This window comes from Cupriavidus sp. WS, from assembly GCF_000395345.1.
Taxonomy (GTDB): Bacteria; Pseudomonadota; Gammaproteobacteria; order Burkholderiales; family Burkholderiaceae; genus Cupriavidus; species Cupriavidus basilensis_B.
This window is the reverse complement of the sequence record NZ_AQPL01000275.1, coordinates 1-17,701: the sequence shown is the minus strand read 5'-3', so window position 1 is coordinate 17,701 and position 17,701 is coordinate 1. Positions and strand designations below refer to the sequence as shown.

Here is a 17,701-nt window from a genome sequence, read left to right as displayed (position 1 = left end):
CTGCGCCAGCGCCATCGTCAGCGCTTCGCGGGTGTCGAGGTCGAGGTGGTTGGTCGGTTCGTCGAGCAGCAGCAGGTTGGGCTTCTGCCAGACGATCAGCGACAGCGCCAGGCGCGCCTTCTCGCCGCCGGAGAACGGCTCGATCGGCGCGGTGGCCATGTCGCCGCGGAAGTTGAAGCTGCCGAGGAAGTCGCGCAGTTCCTGCTCGCGCGTGTCCGGCGCCAGGCGCGCCAGGTGCTGCAGCGGGGAGTCCTGGTCGCGCAGCGTCTCCAACTGGTGCTGGGCGAAGTAGCCGATCTGCAGGCCCTTGCCCTGGCGCAGCTTGCCGGCCAGGGGCTCTTGCGTGGCCGCCAGTGTCTTCACCAGCGTGGACTTGCCCTGGCCGTTGGCGCCGAGCAGGCCGATGCGCTGGCCGGTCTGGATCGACAGCGACAGGTTGTGCAGGATGGTCACGGGCGGCGCGCCGGGCGCGGGCGGCGGATAACCGCAGTCCACGCCTTCGAGCACCATCATCGGATTGGGCGCCGAGTCCGGCTCGCGGAACTCGAAGGCGAAGCCGGCGGCGATGTGCACCGGCGCCAGCCGCTCCATCTTCTCCAGCGCCTTGACCCGGCTCTGCGCCTGGCGCGCCTTGGTGGCCTTGGCCTTGAAGCGTGTGATGAACGATTCGAGGTGGGCGATCTCTTTCTGCTGGCGCGAGTAGGCCGACTGCTGCAGCGCCATCTGCTGCAGGCGCAGCGTCTCGAACTGGGTGTAGTTGCCGCCGTAGCGGCGCAGTTGCTGGTTTTCGATGTGCACGGTGACGTTGCAGATCGCGTCGAGGAATTCGCGGTCGTGCGAAATCATCACCAGCGTGCCGGGATAGCGCGCCAGCCAGTCTTCCAGCCAGACGATGGCGTCGAGGTCCAGGTGGTTGGTCGGTTCGTCGAGCAGCAGCAGGTCGGACGGGCACATCAGCGCCTGCGCCAGGTTCAGCCGCATGCGCCAGCCGCCCGAGAACGACGCCACCGGCTGCGACACCTGCGCCAGCGTGAAGCCCAGCCCCAGCAGCAGCGCCTCGGCGCGCGCCGGCGCGGTGTAGCCGTCGGCGTCGGCGAAGGCGGCGTGGGCGTCGGCCTCGGCGGTGCCGTCGCCGCTGGCCTGGGCCGCGGCGATGCGCGCCTCGATCTCGCGCAGGCGGGCGTCGCCGTCGATGGTGTATTCCACCGCGCTGCGCGCGACCGCCGGGGTTTCCTGCGCCACGTGGGCGATGCGCCACTGCGGCGGGATGGCGACGTCGCCGCCGTCCGGATGCAGCTCGCCGCGCAGCATGGCGAACAGGGTCGACTTGCCGCTGCCGTTGGCGCCGACGAGGCCGACGCGCTCGCCGGGGTTCAGCGTCACGCTGGTGTGGTCGAACAGCACCTTGGTGCCGCGCTGGAGGACTAGCTGGTCGATTCGGATCACGGGAGGGGAAAGCTGGAGATAAAGCCGCCGGAGATGAGCGATGGCCGGCCCGGCATGGCACGGGTCAACCCGGCATTGTAGCCGCTTCGCATGATGCTGCCCGTCAAATGGCGGCGCGCGGCGGCGTATGGCGGAGGATGGCGGCGAGGTTCGGTTGGCCGCCGCGCGCGGACTCCGGCGGTGGCCGCGCAAGGACGGCAAAGGGATGGCAAAGGGATGGCAAGGAGACAGCGGCCTAGGTATAAACCCTTGCCCGCGTAAAACTCTATTTTCATGGTACGCGTTTTGCGTGTAAATTAATTTACATAGATGCGCACCGCCTGCATGCTTTTTTTTCGTGCATGGCTTCGCGGCGGCGCATCCCGTCAACCAGAACCGCAACCCATGTCCCTCGGCAACTCCGGCAACTCCGGCACCAACGGATCCTCCGGCAAGAACGGCAACGGCTCGATCACCGAGCGCATCGCCCGCGCCCTGCCCACGCTGACGCCCGCGCACCAGCGCATGGCCGAATACGTGCTGGGCAATCCGTTCCGTGCCGCCACCATGCGCATCGACGAACTGGCGGCGGCGGTGGAGGTCTCGGTGGCCACCGCCAACCGCTTCGCGCACGCGCTCGGCTTCGAGGGCTATCCGCAGTTCCGCACCGAGCTGGTGCGCGGTTTCGAGGCCACGCTGGCGCCGGTCGAGAAGCTGCGCACCGAACTGGAGCGCCCGGCCACGGTGGCGGCGGTCATCGCCGCCTCGCTCGACGAGGACGTGCGCAATCTCGAGGCCACGCGCCGCGGGCTCGATGCCGAATCCTGCGAGCGCGCGGTGGAAGCCATCCTGTCGGCCGAGCGCGTGTTCGTGGTGGGCTTCGGCGCGAGCGGTTTCCTGGCCGGGCTGCTGCAGCATGGGCTGGACCTGTCGTGCCGCACCGTGATCTCGGTGTCGGGCGCGGGCGGCGCGTCGACCGCGGCGCGCGCGCTGTTCAAGCTGCAGCCCAGCGACCTGCTGATCGTGATCGGCTTTCCGCGCTACGTGTACGACACCGTGACCATCGCGCGGCGCGCGCGCGCGCACGGCGCGCGCATCGTGGCGCTGACCGACGGGCCGACCTCGCCGCTGGCGGCGCTGGCCGACATCGCGCTGTACGCGCACACCGGCCGCCAGCTTTCCGCCAACTCGGACACCGCCGTGCTGGCTTTCATCGAAGGCCTGTGCGGCGCCGTGGCGCATCGCGCCGCGCACGCCGTCAAGGCCGCCGCCGAGATGACCGAATTCCTGCTGCCGTGGCTGCACGGCGCGCCGCCCGGCCAGGGCCGCGACGCGCGCGAGCGCCACGACGAAGCAGCCGAAGGCCGCGCCAAGGGCGCGCCCGCGCGCCGCAAGAAACCCACTCCCGACGCATCGTGAACCCCAACCTTACCCCTGTGATCGCCATCCACGGCGGCGCCGGCACCATCACCCGTGCCGCCATGAGCCCCGCCAGGGAGGCGGAATACACCGCCGCGCTGAGCGGCGTGCTGCAAGCCGGCCAGCGCGTGCTGGCCGACGGCGGCAGCGCGCTCGACGCCGTCACCGAAGCCGTGCGCCTGCTCGAGGACTGCCCGCTGTTCAATGCCGGCCGCGGCGCCGTGCTGACCCGCGCCGGCACCTACGAGCTCGACGCCGCCATCATGGACGGCGCCACCCGCGCCGCCGGCGCGGTGGCCTGCGTCAAGTGCCTGCGCAACCCGGTGCTGGCCGCGCGCGCGGTGATGGAGCAGAGCGAGCACGTGCTGTTCGCCGGCGACGGCGCCGAGGCTTTCGCGCGCGCGCGGGGCCTGGAACTGGTGGAGCCCGCCTACTACTTCACCGAGGCGCGCCGCGAGCAATGGGAGCGCGCGCGCGGCACCGCCGGCACGGCGCTCGACCACGACGCCGCCAGCCGCGCGGCCGAGCCCATCGACCCCGACAGCAAGTTCGGCACCGTGGGCGCGGTGGCCTGCGACGCGCAGGGGCGCCTGGCCGCGGCCACCTCCACCGGCGGCGTCACCAACAAGCAGGTCGGCCGCGTCGGCGACACGCCCATCATCGGCGCCGGCTGTTATGCCGACGACGTGGCCGCGGTGTCGGCCACCGGCACCGGCGAGATGTTCATCCGCGCGGTGGCGGCCTACGACGTGGCCGCGCAGATGCGCTACGCGGGCCTGCTGCTCGGCGAGGCCGCGCGCCGCGTGGTGATGGAGAAGCTGCCGGCCATCGACGGCCGCGGCGGCCTGATCGCGGTGGACCGCGCCGGCAACGTCGCGCTGCCGTTCAACACCGAAGGCATGTACCGCGGTTTCGCCCGGGTGGGCGAGGCGGTCAACGTGTGGATCTACGGCTGAGCCGGCAGGCGCGGCATCGATCCATCCCGGCATCAACAGCATCAACAGCATCAACAGGCATCAAGGGGTCCAAGTGGCTGCAGCATCCTCTTCCCGGTCGGCCCAAGCGGGCATCGTCCTGCCACCGCAGCGGGTGGTTTCCGTCAACGATCTCACCGTGCGCTTTTCCACCTCGGAGCGCACCGTGGAGGCCGTGCGCGGCCTGAGCTTCCACGTCGACCGCGGCGAGACGCTGGCCGTGGTGGGCGAGTCGGGCTCGGGCAAGTCGGTGACGTCGCTGGCGCTGATGCGGCTGGTCGAGCACGGCGGCGGCAAGATCGCCGGCGGCAGCATGGCGCTGCGCCGGCGCGGCGGCGAGGTGATCGATCTCGCCCGCGCCGACAACGCCACCATGCGCGGCGTGCGCGGCAGCGACGTGGCCATGATCTTCCAGGAGCCGATGACCTCGCTCAACCCGGTGTTCCCGGTGGGCGAGCAGATCGCCGAGTCGATCCGCCTGCACCAGGGCAAGGGCCGCGCCGAGGCGCGCGCCGAAGCACTGCGCATGCTGGAGATCGTGCGCATTCCCGAGGCGCGCCGCGTGCTGGACCGCTTCCCGCACCAGCTCTCGGGCGGCATGCGCCAGCGCGTGATGATCGCGATGGCGCTGTCGTGCAAGCCGGCGCTGCTGATCGCCGACGAGCCGACCACCGCGCTCGACGTGACCATCCAGGCCGAGATCCTGCAACTGATCCGCAACCTGCAGGCCGAGATGGACATGGGCGTGGTCTTCATCACCCACGACATGGGCGTGGTGGCCGAGGTGGCCGACCGCGTGCTGGTGATGTACCGCGGCGAACGGGTGGAGGAGGGCACCGCCGAGCAGGTCTTCGCCGCGCCCGCGCATCCGTACACGCGCGCGCTGCTGTCGGCCGTGCCCAAGCTCGGCGCCATGCAGGGCACCGACTGGCCCGCCAAGTTCCCGCTGCTGCAGCTCGACCAGTCCGCGCCGGCCGCGCCCGAGGCGCCGCAGGACACCGTGCCGGCCGGCGCCGCGCCGATCCTGCGCGTGCGCGACCTGGTGACGCGCTTCGACGTGCCGGGCGGCCTGCTGGGCCGCGTGGCGCGCCGCGTGCACGCGGTCGAGCGCGTGAGCTTCGACCTCCATCCCGGCGAGACGCTGGCGCTGGTGGGCGAGTCCGGCTGCGGCAAGTCCACCACCGGCCGCTCGCTGCTGCGCCTGGTCGACAGCCAGAGCGGCACCATCGAATTCAACGGCCAGGACATCAGCCAGATGAAGGGCGGCGCGCTGCAGACCCTGCGCCGCAATATCCAGTTCATCTTCCAGGACCCGTTCGCCTCGCTCGACCCGCGCGTGCCGGTGGGCTACTCCATCATGGAGCCGCTGCTGGTGCACAAGGTGGCCAGCGGCAAGGAGGCCGAGCAGCGCGTGGCCTGGCTGCTGGAAAAGGTGGGCCTGAGCGCGGCGCACGCCTCGCGCTACCCGCATGAATTCTCGGGCGGCCAGCGCCAGCGCATCTGCATCGCGCGCGCGCTGGCGCTCAACCCCAAGGTGGTGGTGGCCGACGAGTCGGTGTCCGCGCTCGACGTGTCCATCCAGGCGCAGATCGTCAACCTGATGCTGGACCTGCAGCGCGAGATGGGCATCGCCTTCCTGTTCATTTCGCACGACATGGCGGTGGTGGAGCGCGTGAGCCACCGCGTGGCGGTGATGTACCTGGGCCAGATCGTGGAGATCGGCCCGCGCCGCGCGATCTTCGAGAACCCGCAGCACCCGTACACCAGGAAGCTGATGTCGGCGGTGCCGATCGCCGATCCGGCGCGCCGCCACCTCAAGCGCGAGCCGCTCAACGACGAGATCCCCAGCCCCATCCGGCTGCTCGGCGACGAGCCGCTGGTGCAGCCGCTGGTGGCCGTCGGCGGCAGCGCCGCCTCGCAGCATTTCGTAGCCCGGCACGCCATCGGCGGTGCCTACTAACCGACGCCTTTCCAAGGAGAATCGATGATGACCCGGATGATGTTCCGCTTGGCCCCCTCGAAGCTGATCGCCGGCGGCCTGGCCCTGGCCGCGCTCGGCGCCGGCCCCGCCTTCGCCGCCAAGGACGCCGTGATGGCGGTGTATTCCACCTTCACCACGCTCGACCCGTACGACGCGAACGACACGCTGTCGCAGGCCGCCAGCAAGTCCTTCTACCAGGGCCTGTTCGGCTTCGACAAGGACATGAAGCTGGTCAACGTGCTGGCCGAAAGCTATGAAGCCAGCAAGGACGGCCTGACCTACACCATCAAGCTCAAGAAGGGCGTGAAGTTCCACGACGGCACCACCTTCGACGCCGCCGCCGTCAAGGCCAACTTCGACCGCGTCACCAACCCGGCCAACAAGCTCAAGCGCTATACGCTGTTCAACCGCGTGGCCAGGACCGACGTGGTGGACGCCAGCACCGTCAAGGTCACGCTGAAAGAGCCGTTCTCGCCGTTCATCAACGTGCTGGCCCATCCGTCGGCGGTGATGATCTCGCCGGCCGCGCTGCAGAAGTACGGCAAGGACATCGCGTTCCACCCGGTCGGCACCGGCCCGTTCGAGTTCGTCGAGTGGAAGCAGCCCGATCACCTCAAGGGCAAGAAGTTCGCCGGCTTCTGGAAGACCGGCTACCCGAAGATCGACACCATCACCTGGAAGCCGGTGGTGGACAACAACACGCGCGCGGCCATCATGCAGACCGGCGAAGCGGATTTCGCTTTCAGCATCCCGTTCGAGCAGGCCGCCGTGCTCAAGGGCAATCCCAAGGTGGACCTGATCGACGCGCCGTCGATCATCCAGCGCTACCTGAGCCTGAACACCACGGTCAAGCCGTTCAACGACCCCAAGGTGCGCCAGGCCATCAACTACGCCATCAACAAGGACGCGCTGGCCAAGGTGGCCTTCGCCGGCTACGCCACGCCTTCCGACGGCGTGGTGCCCGCGGGCGTGGACTATGCCGAGAAGCTGGGCCCGTGGCCGTATGACCCGGCCAAGGCGCGCGCGCTGCTCAAGGAAGCCGGCTACCCGAACGGCTTCGAGACCACGCTGTGGTCGGCCTACAACCACACCACCGCGCAGAAGGTGATCCAGTTCGTGCAGCAGCAGCTGCAGCAGGTCGGCATCAAGGCGCAGGTGCAGGCGCTCGAAGCCGGCCAGCGCGTGGAGAAGGTCGAGAGCGTGCAGAAGCCGGAAGACGCCGGCGTGCGCATGTACTACGTGGGCTGGTCGTCCTCGACCGGCGAGTCGGACTGGGCGCTGCGCCCGCTGCTGGCCTCCGAGTCGATGCCGCCCAAGCTGCTCAACACCGCGTACTACAAGAACGACCAGGTCGACGCCGACATCGCCAACGCGCTGCGCACCACTGACCGCGCCGAGAAGGCCCGCCTGTACAAGGACGCGCAGCAGCAGATCTGGAAGGACGCGCCGTGGGCCTTCCTGGTGACGGAGAAGGTGCTGTTCGCGCGCGCCAAGCGCCTGAGCGGCGCCTACGTGATGCCCGACGGCTCGTTCAACTTCGACGAGATCGACATCAAGCAATAAGGGCCGCGGGCTGCCGGGCGCAGGCGGCCCGGCGGCAGGCAAGTACCCGCAGGCAGTACGGCGCGGCAAGCCGTGCATGGCCGCCCGCCCGCGGATGCGGGGGCAGGGCGGGCGGCCCGCGGTCTTTTTCTTTCCGGTGCATCATGCTGAATTATTTTCTCAAACGATTCCTGGGCGTGATTCCCACACTGCTGATCGTAGCAGTGCTGGTCTTCATGTTCGTCCACCTGCTGCCCGGCGATCCCGCCCGGCTCGCGGCCGGCCCCGAGGCCGACCAGGCCACGGTGGAGCTGGTGCGCCGCGACCTCGGCCTGGACAAGCCGCTGCCCGAGCAGTTCGCGCAGTTCTTCTCGAACGCGCTGCGCTGGGAATTCGGCAACTCGCTGCGCACCAAGCGCCCGGTCAGCGAGGAGATCGGCGACCGCTTCATGCCCACGCTGTATCTGACGCTGGCCTCGATGGTGTGGGCGGTGGTCTTCGGCATGGCGATCGGCGTGACCTCCGCGGTGTGGCGCAACCGCTGGCCCGACCGCCTCGGCATGACGCTGGCGGTGTCCGGCATCTCGTTCCCGGCGTTCGCCCTGGGCATGCTGCTGATGGAAGTGTTCTCGGTGCAGCTGGGCTGGCTGCCGTCGATCGGCGCCGATTCCTGGAAGCACTACATCCTGCCCTCGCTCACGCTGGGCGCCGCGGTGGCCGCCGTGATGGCCCGCTTCACGCGCGCGTCCTTCGTCGAGGTGCTGCAGGAGGATTTCGTGCGCACCGCGCGCGCCAAGGGCGTGGGCGAGCTGCTGGTGGTGGCCAAGCACTGCCTGCGCAACGCCATGATTCCCGTGGTCACCATGATGGGCCTGCAGTTCGGCTTCCTGCTGGGCGGCTCGATCGTGGTCGAGAAGGTCTTCAACTGGCCCGGCCTCGGCCGCCTGCTGGTGGACGCCGTGGAGATGCGCGACTACCCGGTCATCCAGGCCGAGGTGCTGCTGTTCTCGCTCGAGTTCATCCTGATCAACCTGGTGGTCGACGTGCTGTACACCGTCATCAACCCCGCCATCCGCTACAAGTAAGGAGAGGCCGGCATGACCCAGCTTTCCACGTCCGCCGGCGGCAACGCCGCCGCGCCCGCCGCCGCGCCGGAAGCGGTGCGCACGCCCTGGACCGAGTTCTGGCGCAAATTCCGCAAGCAGCACCTGGCGCTGGGCGCCGGCGTGTTCGTGCTGCTGCTGGTGGCGGTGGCGGTCTTCGCGCCGCACCTGGTGCCCTACGACCCCGAGAACTTCTTCGACTACGACGCGCTCAACGCCGGCCCCTCGGCCGCGCACTGGTTCGGCGTGGACTCGCTCGGGCGCGACATCTTCAGCCGCATCCTGGCCGGCACCCGCATCTCGCTGGCCGCGGGCTTCTTCTCCGTCATCATCGGCGCCATCGTCGGCACCGTGCTGGGCCTGCTGGCCGGCTACTACGAAGGCTGGTGGGACCGCATCGTCAGCCGCATCTCGGACGTGCTGTTCGCGTTTCCCGGCATCCTGCTGGCGATCGGCATCGTCGCCATCCTCGGCAACGGCATGACCAACGTGATCTTCGCCGTGGCCATCTTCAGCATCCCCGCGTTCGCGCGCCTGGTGCGCGGCAACACGCTGATGCTCAAGCGCCTGACCTACGTGGAGGCCGCGCGCAGCATCGGCGCGTCCGACTGGACCATCCTGATGCGGCACATCCTGCCGGGCACGATCTCGTCCATCGTGGTGTATTTCTCGATGCGCATCGGCACCTCGATCATCACCGCCGCCAGCCTCTCGTTCCTCGGCCTGGGCGCGCAGCCGCCCACGCCCGAGTGGGGCGCCATGCTCAACGAGGCGCGCGCCGACATGGTCACGGCGCCGCACGTGGCGATCTTCCCCAGCCTGGCGATCTTCCTCACGGTGCTCGCCTTCAACCTGCTCGGCGACGGCCTGCGCGACGCGCTCGACCCGAAGATCGACCGCCGCTGAGCGCGAGCCGCACATGCGCCAGGAACCGATCCACGAGTTGACCCACATCGGCGCGCTGCCGGCCGGCGCGCGCGGCACCATCGCCGACGTGCCCGGCGTGACCGTGGGCCACTGCACGCTGGCGCGCGGCGCGTGCCAGACCGGCGTGACGGTGGTGCTGCCGCACGCCGGCAACCTGTTCACCGACAAGGTGCCGGCCGCCGCCACCGTGCTCAACGGCTTCGGCAAGAGCGTGGGGCTGGTGCAGGTGGAGGAGCTCGGCGTGCTGGAGACGCCGATCGCGCTCACCAACACCTTCGCCGTGGGCGCGCTGGCGCAGGCGCAGATCCGCCAGGCCATCGCCGCCAACCCGGAGATCGGCCGCGCCTGGCCGACCGTCAACCCGCTGGTGTTCGAGTGCAACGACGGCTATCTCAACGACATCCAGGCCATGCCGGTGCGGGAGGCGCACTACGCGCAGGCCTGCGCGGCGGCGGCCGCGGATTTCGCGCAGGGCGCGGTGGGGGCGGGGCGCGGCATGTCCTCGTTCGGGCTCAAGGGCGGCATCGGCTCGGCCTCGCGCCGGGCGGGCGCATACCACGTGGGGGCGCTGGTGCAATCCAACTTCGGCGTGCTGCCCAACCTCACCGTGGCCGGCGCGCGCCTGGGCGGCAGGCTGGCCGCGCGCCTGCAGGCGCGGGCGCACGCCGAAGCGCAGGCCGGGCCGGAGAAGGGCTCGATCATCATGATCGTCGCCACCGATGCCCCGCTCGACGCGCGCCAGCTGCGCCGCCTGTCGCTGCGCGCCGGCGCCGGGCTGGCCCGCACCGGCTCGGTGTTCGGCCACGGCTCGGGCGACATCGCGCTGGCGTTCTCCACCGCCTGCACCGTGCCGCAGCAGGCCGACGCGCCCATGCCGGCGCTGGCCATGCTGCACGAGAGCCGGCTCGACGCGCTGTTCCAGGCCGCCGCCGACAGCGTCGAGCAGGCCATCCTCAACGCGCTGTGGCGGGCCGAAAGCGTGAGCGGCCGCGACGGCCACCGCCGCATCGCGTTGCGCGAGCTGATGCCCGAACTGCCGCAATGGCTGGCGCGCCACGCGGCGCCCGCCGACTGATCCCGGAGCGCGATGAAGATCCTGATTTCCACCGACATCGAAGGCGTCGCCGGCGTCTTCCACGCCGAGCAGGCGCGCGCCGGCAACGGCGAATACGAGCGCGCGCGCGCCTGGATGACCGCCGAGGCCAACGCCGCGGTGCAGGGCGCCTTCGCCGGCGGCGCCACCGAAGTGCTGGTCAACGACTCGCACGGCGGCTTTCGCAACCTGCTGCCCGACCAGCTCGACCCGCGCGCGCGCCTGGTGCTGGGCAAGCCGCGCTATCTCGGCATGATGGCCGGCGTGGAAGGCTGCGACGGCGTGTTCATGGTCGGCTACCACGGCCGCGCGCAGAGCCGCGGCATCCTGGCCCACACCATCAACAGCAGCGCTTTCGCCCGCGTCTGGCTGGGCGGGCAGGAGATGGGCGAGGCCGGCTTGTATGGCGCGCTGGCCGGCGAGTTCGGCGTGCCGGTGCTGATGGCCAGCGGCGACGACGTGTTCGTCGAAGAGACGCGGCCGCTCATGCCGTGGGTGTGCTACGTGCAGACCAAGCAAGCCGGCGGCCACGGCAGCGGCACCACGCTGTCGCCGGCGGCCGCGCGCGAGGCCATCGCCGCCGCCGCCGGGCAGGCCGTGCGCGAGGCCGGCGGACAGCCGCTGCGCATTCCCGGCCCGGTGCGGTGCCGCCTGCAGGCGCACAGCCCCGCCTACGCCGACCTGTTCTGCCAGTGGCCCGCGCTCGAGCGCGTGGACGGCGTCACGCTGGTGTTCGAAGCCGCCTCGGTGCAGGCGGCGGTGCGCATGCTCAACTGCCTGTCGGCGATGTCGTTCATGCTCAGGTAGGCGCGCCGGCCGGCGCGGCCGCGATTGGAGGACAATAGCGGCCTGGCCGCGGCAAGGATGCCGCGGCCAGGCTGTCCTGCATTCACTCATCGTGCCGCGCGCGGCGGCCATCACGCGCAGATTCATGACCGCAGTCAACGGCGAAAGCTGGACCCCAGTACGCAAGGATTTCGTCGACCCCGCCACGCGCTGCCACCAGCACGTGGGGCGCGCGCGCCATCACGGCTTCGGCAACGGGCAGGCCTACATCCTGCGCGACGCGCACGGCCACGAGCATCCGTTCGGCGAGGCCTGCGCGCGCGCCGTGCTGGCCGAGCCGGCCGGGCTCGACCTGGTGCCCGACTACACCGAGCGCGACGCCGGCCCCGCCGCCGCCGTGCCCGCGGCCACGCCGCCGTCGGCCGAGGAATTCGAGCTGACCGCCCCGGCCCCGCACCGCGCGCGCCGCGCCGGCGTCCGCCGCGATGCCGCAGCCGACGCCGCCCGGCGCCGCGCCGACGCCATCCGCTACCTGGTGCTGCGCATGGAGAAGGTGGCCGGCGTGCCGCGCGTGCAGCCCACGGTGCGCTTCCCGGCGCTGGAGGAGGTCTACCAGGACTACCTGCGCAGCGGCGACCTGCCCGAGGCGCAGGTGCGGCGCATCCTCGCCATCGAGCGCAGCGCCACCACGCCGGCCAAGCTCAAGAGCCTCAATCTGCTCGACGTCTACACCGCCCACGTCAAGCTCGAACGCGCCATCCGCGAATCCAGCCGGCTGGAGCAGCAGCGCTTCCTGCGCAGCCTCCACGACTGGCTCGCGCGCCACCTGGTGCTGTCCGCCGCGCAGCTTGCCGCGGCGGGCATCGAGATGCATCCGCATGCGTTCCGCTCGCCGCTGCTGCGCGAGGCCGGCGCGGACAAGGCGGGCGCGGGCCGGGGCTGAACCGCGCTGGGCCTCCGGGAAGGCCCGATGGCAATAGCCGCCCGGTTGGCGTCTAATACCGGCACCCCCACTGCTCGCCAGGCGCGAAATACGCTGTCATGTCCGTGCATACCGGCTTTTCCCGCAGCTACGCCGAAGCCCGGCGGAAATTCCTCGACGCGGCGCGCGCCGCCGGCGCCACGCTGGCCGGTTTCCCGCACCCGACCATGCGCGGCAGCGCCGGCGAGGAGCTGGCCATCGACGTGGCCTGGGCCGGCGCCGCCGAGGCCCGGCGCGTGCTGCTGGTGACGTCGGGCGTGCACGGCGTGGAGGGCTTCTGCGGCTCCGGCGCGCAGGTCGCGCTGCTCGGCGACGCGGACCTGCGCGCGGCGTGCGCCGGGGCCGGCGTGGCGCTGATGCTGGTGCACGCGGTCAATCCCTACGGCTTTTCGCATCTGCGGCGCGTCAACGAGGACAACGTCGACCTCAACCGCAATTTCATGGATTTCACCCGGCCCCTGCCCGAGAACGCGCCCTACGCGCAGATCGCGCCGCTGCTGCTGCCCGCGCAGTGGCCGCCCTCGGAGGCCGACCAGGCGGCGCTGATGCGGTCGGTGATGGCGAAAGGCCTGCCGTGGTACCAGGCGGCCGTCAGCGCGGGCCAGTACCACGCGCCGGACGGCCTGTTCTTCGGCGGCGGCAAGGCCACCTGGAGCAACTACACGCTGCGCCGCATCCTGGCCCGCTACGGCGCCGGGCGCGAGGCGCTGCGCTGGCTGGACATCCACACCGGCCTGGGCCCGCGCGGCTACGGCGAGCCCATCTACATGGGCCCGGACGCGGCCGCGCCGGTCGCCCGCGCGCGCGCCATCTGGGGCAGCCACGTCACCTCCATCCACGATGGCTCGTCGGCCTCGGCCAACCTCACGGGCATGGCCTGGCAGGCGGTGCCGCAGACGCTGCCCGCGGTGGACTACAGCGGCATCGCGCTGGAGTTCGGCACCCTGCCCGTGACCGAGGTGCTCGAGGCGCTGCGCGGCGACCACTGGCTGCACCTGCATCCCGAGGCCGACGAAGGCCAGCGCGAGCTGATCCACCAGGCGATGTGGCGCGCGTTCTACGGCGACGCCGACGACTGGCGCGAAGGCGTGGTCGAGCAGGTGCGCGAGGCCGCGGGCAGGGCGCTGGCCGGCTGGTAGCAGCGGGTAGCTGGCAGCGGCCGGCGGGCAGGCAAGGAAACCGCCGCGCGGCGGCGCTGCATCCGGCGCTTGCCGTATACAATCCGGCACAGCCAAATTCGCCGGTGCCGCCGGCTTTCCCGCTCATGCCGAATCCAACCCGGGCCTTCCTGCTCGGTCCGCTGCTCAAGGGCGTATCGCGCTCTTTCTATCTCACGCTGCGCATCCTCCCCGCGGGCATGCGCGATCCGATCGGGCTGGCCTATCTGCTCGCGCGCGCGGCCGACACCATCGCCGACACCTCGCTGATCCCGCCGGCGCAGCGGCTGGCCCTGCTGCTGTCGTTCCGCGACCAGGTCAACGGCGCCGCCGGCGACGCGGCGCTGATGCGCCGCATGGCGCAGGAGGTCGGCGCGCAGCAACAGCAGTCCGACGAAAAGGTCCTGCTCGAATCGCTCGGCCCCGCGCTGGCGATCCTGCCGCAGTTGAGCGAGTCCGACCGCGAGGCCGTGCGCGGCATCGTCTCGACGCTGGCCAGCGGCATGGAATTCGACCTGCGCACGTTTCCCGACGAAGCCTCCGGCCGCCTCGTCGCGCTGCGCACGCTGGACGAGCTGGACCGCTACACCTACCTGGTGGCGGGCTGCGTGGGCGAGTTCTGGACCACCATGACCTATGCGCACATGCCGGGCGTGCTCAAGGCCGGCCCCGACACCATGCTGGCGCTGGGCGTGCGCTTCGGCAAGGCGCTGCAGATGACCAACGTGCTGCGCGACTGCGGCAAGGACCTGCGCATCGGCCGCTGCTACCTGCCGGCGGCGCTGCTGGCGCGCCACGGCCTGGCGCCGCAGGACCTGCTGGCGCCGGCCAATGCGGCGCGCGCGCGGCCGCTGCTGTTCGAGCTGGTGCATCACGCGCTCGGGCATTTCCGCGCGGCGCTCGACTACACGCTGGCCATTCCCGGCTCGGCCGTGCGGCTGCGGCTGGCCTGCATCTGGCCCATCGTCATCGGGCTGGAGACCTTGCTACTGCTGGTGGACAACCCGGCGTGGCCGGACCCGGCCAGGATCTCCAAGGTGCGGCGCAAGGCGGTGTACCGGGTGATGGCGTATTCGCTGCCGGCGGTGGCGTCGGACCGGCTGGTGCGGCGCTGGGTCGAGGGGCTGCTGGCGCGCATCGAGGCCAGGATGGCGCCCGCGCGCGCCGGCTGACGGCCGGGCGCCGCCGCTTCACTCGGGCTGCCGGCCGCGCGTCTTCCTCGCGCGCCGGCGCCCGCGTGGTCCGTCAGCCCGGCAGTCCTTCGTAGGTCACCAGGAACACCTGTTCCTCGCCGGCGCTGACCGGCAGCCAGATCAGTTCCAGTTCCGGGAACGCCGCTTCCACGTTGGCGTGCTCGTTGCCGATCTCCACCACCAGCACGCCGCCCGGGTTGAGGCGCGCCTTGGCGCCGGCGATGATCCGCCGCACCACGTCCATGCCGTCGTCGCCGCCGGCCAGCGCGATGCGCGGCTCGGCCAGGTATTCGGCGGGCAGCGCCTGCATCGAGGTTTCGTTGACGTAGGGCGGGTTGGTGAGGATGACGTCGTATTTCGCGCCGGCCGGCAGCGGGGCGTAGAGATCGCCCTGGTACAGGCTGATGCGGTCGGCCATCTTGTAGTCGGCCACGTTGCGGCGCGCGACTTCGAGCGCGTCGGGCGAGATGTCGACCGCGTCGATGCGCGCCTGCGGCCAGACGTGGGCGGCGACGATGGGCAGGCAGCCCGAGCCGGTGCACAGCTCGAGCACCGGGCCGATCTCGGCGATGTCGCCGACCCACGGTTCCAGCCCTTCCTGCAGCAGCTCGCCGAGGAAGCTGCGCGGCACGATCACGCGCGAGTCCACGTAGAAGCGCAGGCCGTGCATGAAGGCTTCGTTGGTGAGGTAGGCGGCGGGCACGCGCTCGCTGACGCGGCGCTCGATGACGTTGAGCACGGCCTCGATTTCCTCGGGCAGCAGGCGGGCGTCGAGGAACGGGTCGAGCGTGTCGAGCGGCAAGTCGAGCGTGTGCAGGACCAGGTAGGCGGCTTCGTCGTAGGCGTTGGCGCTGCCGTGGCCGAACGACAGCCTGGCCCTGGTGAAGCGCGAGACGGCCAGGCGCAGCAGGTCGCGCACGGTTTGCAGGGGGGAGGGCGTTGCCATTGCGGTGGTCCTAGTGTTTCTGCGTTCAGTCGATCGGGCGTTCAGCCGATCAGGCGATCAATCGTTCCAGCACGCCGCGGTAGACGTTCTTGAGCGGCTCGACGAAGCGCACTTCGACGTGCTCGTCGATCTTGTGGATGCTGGCGTTGGGCGGGCCGAACTCGATGACCTGCGGGCAGATCCTGGCGATGAAGCGGCCGTCGGAGGTGCCGCCGGTGGTGGAGAGTTCGGTCCTGACGCCGGTCTCGGCCTCGATGGCGCCGGCCAGCGCTTCGGACAGCTCGCCGCGCGCGGTCAGGAACGGTTCGCCGCCGAGGGTCCAGGCCAGCTCGTAGTCGAGCCCGTGGCGGTCGAGGATGGCATGCACGCGCGCCTTCAGGCCCTCGGGCGTGCTGGCGGTGGAGAAGCGGAAGTTGAAGTCGACCGTGACGTGGCCCGGGATCACGTTGGTGGCGCCGGTGCCGCCGTGGATGTTCGACATCTGCCAGCTGGTGGCGGGGAAGTATTCGTTGCCTTCGTCCCAGCGCTCGCCCACCAGTTCGGCCAGCGCGGGCGCGGCCAGGTGGATCGGGTTCTTCGCCAGGTGCGGGTAGGCGATGTGGCCCTGCACGCCCTTGACGGTGAGCTTGCCCGAGAGCGAGCCGCGGCGGCCGTTCTTGACCATGTCGCCGAGCGTGTCGACCGAGGTCGGCTCGCCGATCACGCAGTAGTCCAGGCGCTCGCCGCGCGCCTTGAGCGCCTCGACCACCTTGACGGTGCCGTCGTGCGCGGGGCCTTCCTCGTCGCTGGTGATGAGGAAGGCGATCGAGCCGGCGTGGTCCGGGTGCTGCCGCACGAACTCTTCCGACGCCACCACGAAGCCGGCGATCGAGGTCTTCATGTCGGCCGCGCCGCGGCCGTACAGCTTGCCGTCGCGGTGGCTGGGCTGGAACGGGTCGGAGCCCCATTGCTCGAGCGGGCCGGTGGGCACCACGTCGGTGTGGCCGGCGAAGGCCAGCAGCTTGCCGTCCTTGCCTTGCGTGCCGCGCCTGACGGCCCACAGGTTGGTGACGCGGAAGTCGTCGGGGCCGCTGACGATCCACTCGCATTCGAAGCCGATGGCCTTGAGGCGGGTTTCGAGCACGGCCTGGCAGCCTTCGTCGGCGGGCGTGACGGAGCGGCGGCGGATCAGGTCTTCGGTGAGGGCGAGGGTCGGATTCATGGTGGCGTGTGCGCGGCCTCGGGGCCGGCGCTGCAGTACAGGGGGTTGGGCGGGGAGTTTACGCTTTCCGGGGGCGGTGGCCGATGTTCTTGCGTTGGGTGGCGCTCGCGGGCGCACCCCGGAGCCGCCGGCAGGCAACCCGCCGCCAGCCCCGCAAGAACGTCAGAACAACCCGGCGTAACCATCCGCCGAAAAACCGACGGAAATCTTCCCGCCGCGGTCGAGCACCGGCCGCTTGATCAGCGACGGGCTCTGCTGCATCAGCGCGATCGCGCCCGCTTCGCTCTCGGCGCGGGCCTTGTCGGCGTCCGACAGCGCGCGGTACGTGGTGCCCTTGCGGTTGAGCAGCGTGGCCAGCGGCACATGCTTGAGCCAGCCGCGCAGCAGCGTTTCGTCCACGCCTTGCTTCTTGAAGTCGTGGAAGGTGTAGGCCACGCCGTTGGCGTCGAGCCAGGTGCGGGCCTTCTTGACGGTGTCGCAGTTGGGAATGCCGTAGAGCAGGACGGTCATGGTGTGCGGTGCGCCTTGTCGGCGCTTAGCGGAACAGCAGGTTCAGGGCGACGACCAGCGCGCCCAGGCCCAGCGCCACGCCGGCCATCGCCACGCTGGTCATCAGGCGCAGGCGGCGGTCCAGCCGCGCGGCTTCCTTGCGCAGCGCCTCGATGGTGATGGCGTGCTGCTCGGCCAGCAGCTTGACCGCTTCGGCCTGCTGCACGGCGGCGGCTTCGAGCTCGGCGATGCGGGCGGCGGCGGAACCGTCGCGCGCTTCGATGGATTCGGGCCCGGCGTTCTCCGGCGCGCCGTCCTTGCGCCGGCCTTTCTTGATCTTCTCGATGGTCTTGTTGGCCTGTTCGAGAATGGTCGGCAGAAGGGACAGCACGGTGCTGACGGTGGCGGGATCCAGGGCCATGAGTCGCTTGCGGAGGGAGGGCATCGGTCTGACGGCGGAGCGGCGGCGGGAATCCTCCCGCC

The 17,701-nt window shown here is 70.8% G+C and carries 16 protein-coding genes; 11 read left to right on the top strand and 5 right to left on the bottom strand.

Annotation, left to right across the window (positions count from 1 at the left end; genetic code table 11):
* On the bottom strand, positions 1 to 1,446 hold a 1,446-nt coding region (locus K206_RS0122155; RefSeq protein WP_020204581.1), incomplete at its 3' end, for an ABC-F family ATP-binding cassette domain-containing protein.
* A 384-nt stretch (positions 1,447 to 1,830) separates the two neighbouring features.
* Between K206_RS0122155 and K206_RS0122150 the strand changes: the two genes are divergently transcribed.
* From K206_RS0122150 to K206_RS0122100, 11 genes are all read left to right on the top strand, one after another.
* The gene (locus K206_RS0122150) at positions 1,831 to 2,844 is read left to right on the top strand and encodes a MurR/RpiR family transcriptional regulator (protein WP_020204580.1); all 1,014 of its coding nucleotides are present in this window, start codon (positions 1,831 to 1,833) and stop codon (positions 2,842 to 2,844) included.
* 62 nt (positions 2,845 to 2,906) lie between these two features.
* A complete protein-coding gene (locus K206_RS0122145) occupies positions 2,907 to 3,800 on the top strand; it encodes an isoaspartyl peptidase/L-asparaginase family protein (protein WP_052165956.1) in 894 nt (297 codons plus the stop codon).
* Between the two features lie 73 nt (positions 3,801 to 3,873).
* Positions 3,874 to 5,778, top strand: a complete 1,905-nt coding sequence (locus tag K206_RS0122140; RefSeq protein ID WP_029043937.1) for a dipeptide ABC transporter ATP-binding protein — start codon at positions 3,874 to 3,876, stop codon at positions 5,776 to 5,778.
* A 24-nt stretch (positions 5,779 to 5,802) separates the two neighbouring features.
* Entirely contained in the window at positions 5,803 to 7,362 is a 1,560-nt protein-coding gene (gsiB, locus tag K206_RS0122135; RefSeq protein WP_020204577.1) for a glutathione ABC transporter substrate-binding protein GsiB, read from the top strand.
* Between the two features lie 143 nt (positions 7,363 to 7,505).
* Positions 7,506 to 8,426, top strand: coding sequence for a glutathione ABC transporter permease GsiC (gsiC, locus tag K206_RS0122130; RefSeq protein WP_020204576.1), 921 nt, complete (start codon positions 7,506 to 7,508; stop codon positions 8,424 to 8,426).
* 12 nt (positions 8,427 to 8,438) lie between these two features.
* Complete coding sequence (gene gsiD, locus K206_RS0122125) at positions 8,439 to 9,350, top strand: glutathione ABC transporter permease GsiD (protein WP_020204575.1); 912 nt, start codon at positions 8,439 to 8,441, stop codon at positions 9,348 to 9,350.
* Between the two features lie 13 nt (positions 9,351 to 9,363).
* Positions 9,364 to 10,446: a P1 family peptidase gene (locus K206_RS0122120; RefSeq protein ID WP_020204574.1), complete on the top strand. Its 1,083-nt coding sequence runs from the start codon at positions 9,364 to 9,366 to the stop codon at positions 10,444 to 10,446.
* 12 nt (positions 10,447 to 10,458) lie between these two features.
* Entirely contained in the window at positions 10,459 to 11,271 is an 813-nt protein-coding gene (locus K206_RS0122115) for a M55 family metallopeptidase (RefSeq protein ID WP_020204573.1), read from the top strand.
* 124 nt (positions 11,272 to 11,395) lie between these two features.
* On the top strand, positions 11,396 to 12,193 hold the full coding sequence (locus K206_RS0122110; protein WP_029043935.1) for a hypothetical protein: 798 nt from the start codon (positions 11,396 to 11,398) through the stop codon (positions 12,191 to 12,193).
* A 98-nt stretch (positions 12,194 to 12,291) separates the two neighbouring features.
* Complete coding sequence (locus K206_RS0122105) at positions 12,292 to 13,371, top strand: M14 family metallopeptidase (RefSeq protein WP_020204571.1); 1,080 nt, start codon at positions 12,292 to 12,294, stop codon at positions 13,369 to 13,371.
* Between the two features lie 125 nt (positions 13,372 to 13,496).
* Positions 13,497 to 14,561: a phytoene/squalene synthase family protein gene (locus K206_RS0122100; RefSeq protein WP_020204570.1), complete on the top strand. Its 1,065-nt coding sequence runs from the start codon at positions 13,497 to 13,499 to the stop codon at positions 14,559 to 14,561.
* A gap of 73 nt (positions 14,562 to 14,634) precedes the next feature.
* On the opposite strand, the gene prmB is transcribed toward K206_RS0122100, so the two are convergent.
* The 4 genes from prmB to K206_RS0122080 all read right to left on the bottom strand — a co-directional run bounded on the left by prmB (position 14,635) and on the right by K206_RS0122080 (position 17,639).
* The gene (gene prmB, locus K206_RS0122095) at positions 14,635 to 15,528 is read right to left on the bottom strand and encodes a 50S ribosomal protein L3 N(5)-glutamine methyltransferase (protein WP_020204569.1); all 894 of its coding nucleotides are present in this window, start codon (positions 15,526 to 15,528) and stop codon (positions 14,635 to 14,637) included.
* Between the two features lie 49 nt (positions 15,529 to 15,577).
* On the bottom strand, positions 15,578 to 16,729 hold the full coding sequence (gene dapE / locus K206_RS0122090) for a succinyl-diaminopimelate desuccinylase (protein WP_020204568.1): 1,152 nt from the start codon (positions 16,727 to 16,729) through the stop codon (positions 15,578 to 15,580).
* Positions 16,730 to 16,891: 162 nt separating this feature from the next.
* The gene (locus K206_RS0122085; protein WP_020204567.1) at positions 16,892 to 17,239 is read right to left on the bottom strand and encodes an arsenate reductase; all 348 of its coding nucleotides are present in this window, start codon (positions 17,237 to 17,239) and stop codon (positions 16,892 to 16,894) included.
* 25 nt (positions 17,240 to 17,264) lie between these two features.
* Positions 17,265 to 17,639: a hypothetical protein gene (locus K206_RS0122080; protein ID WP_020204566.1), complete on the bottom strand. Its 375-nt coding sequence runs from the start codon at positions 17,637 to 17,639 to the stop codon at positions 17,265 to 17,267.
* Positions 17,640 to 17,701 lie beyond the last annotated feature (62 nt).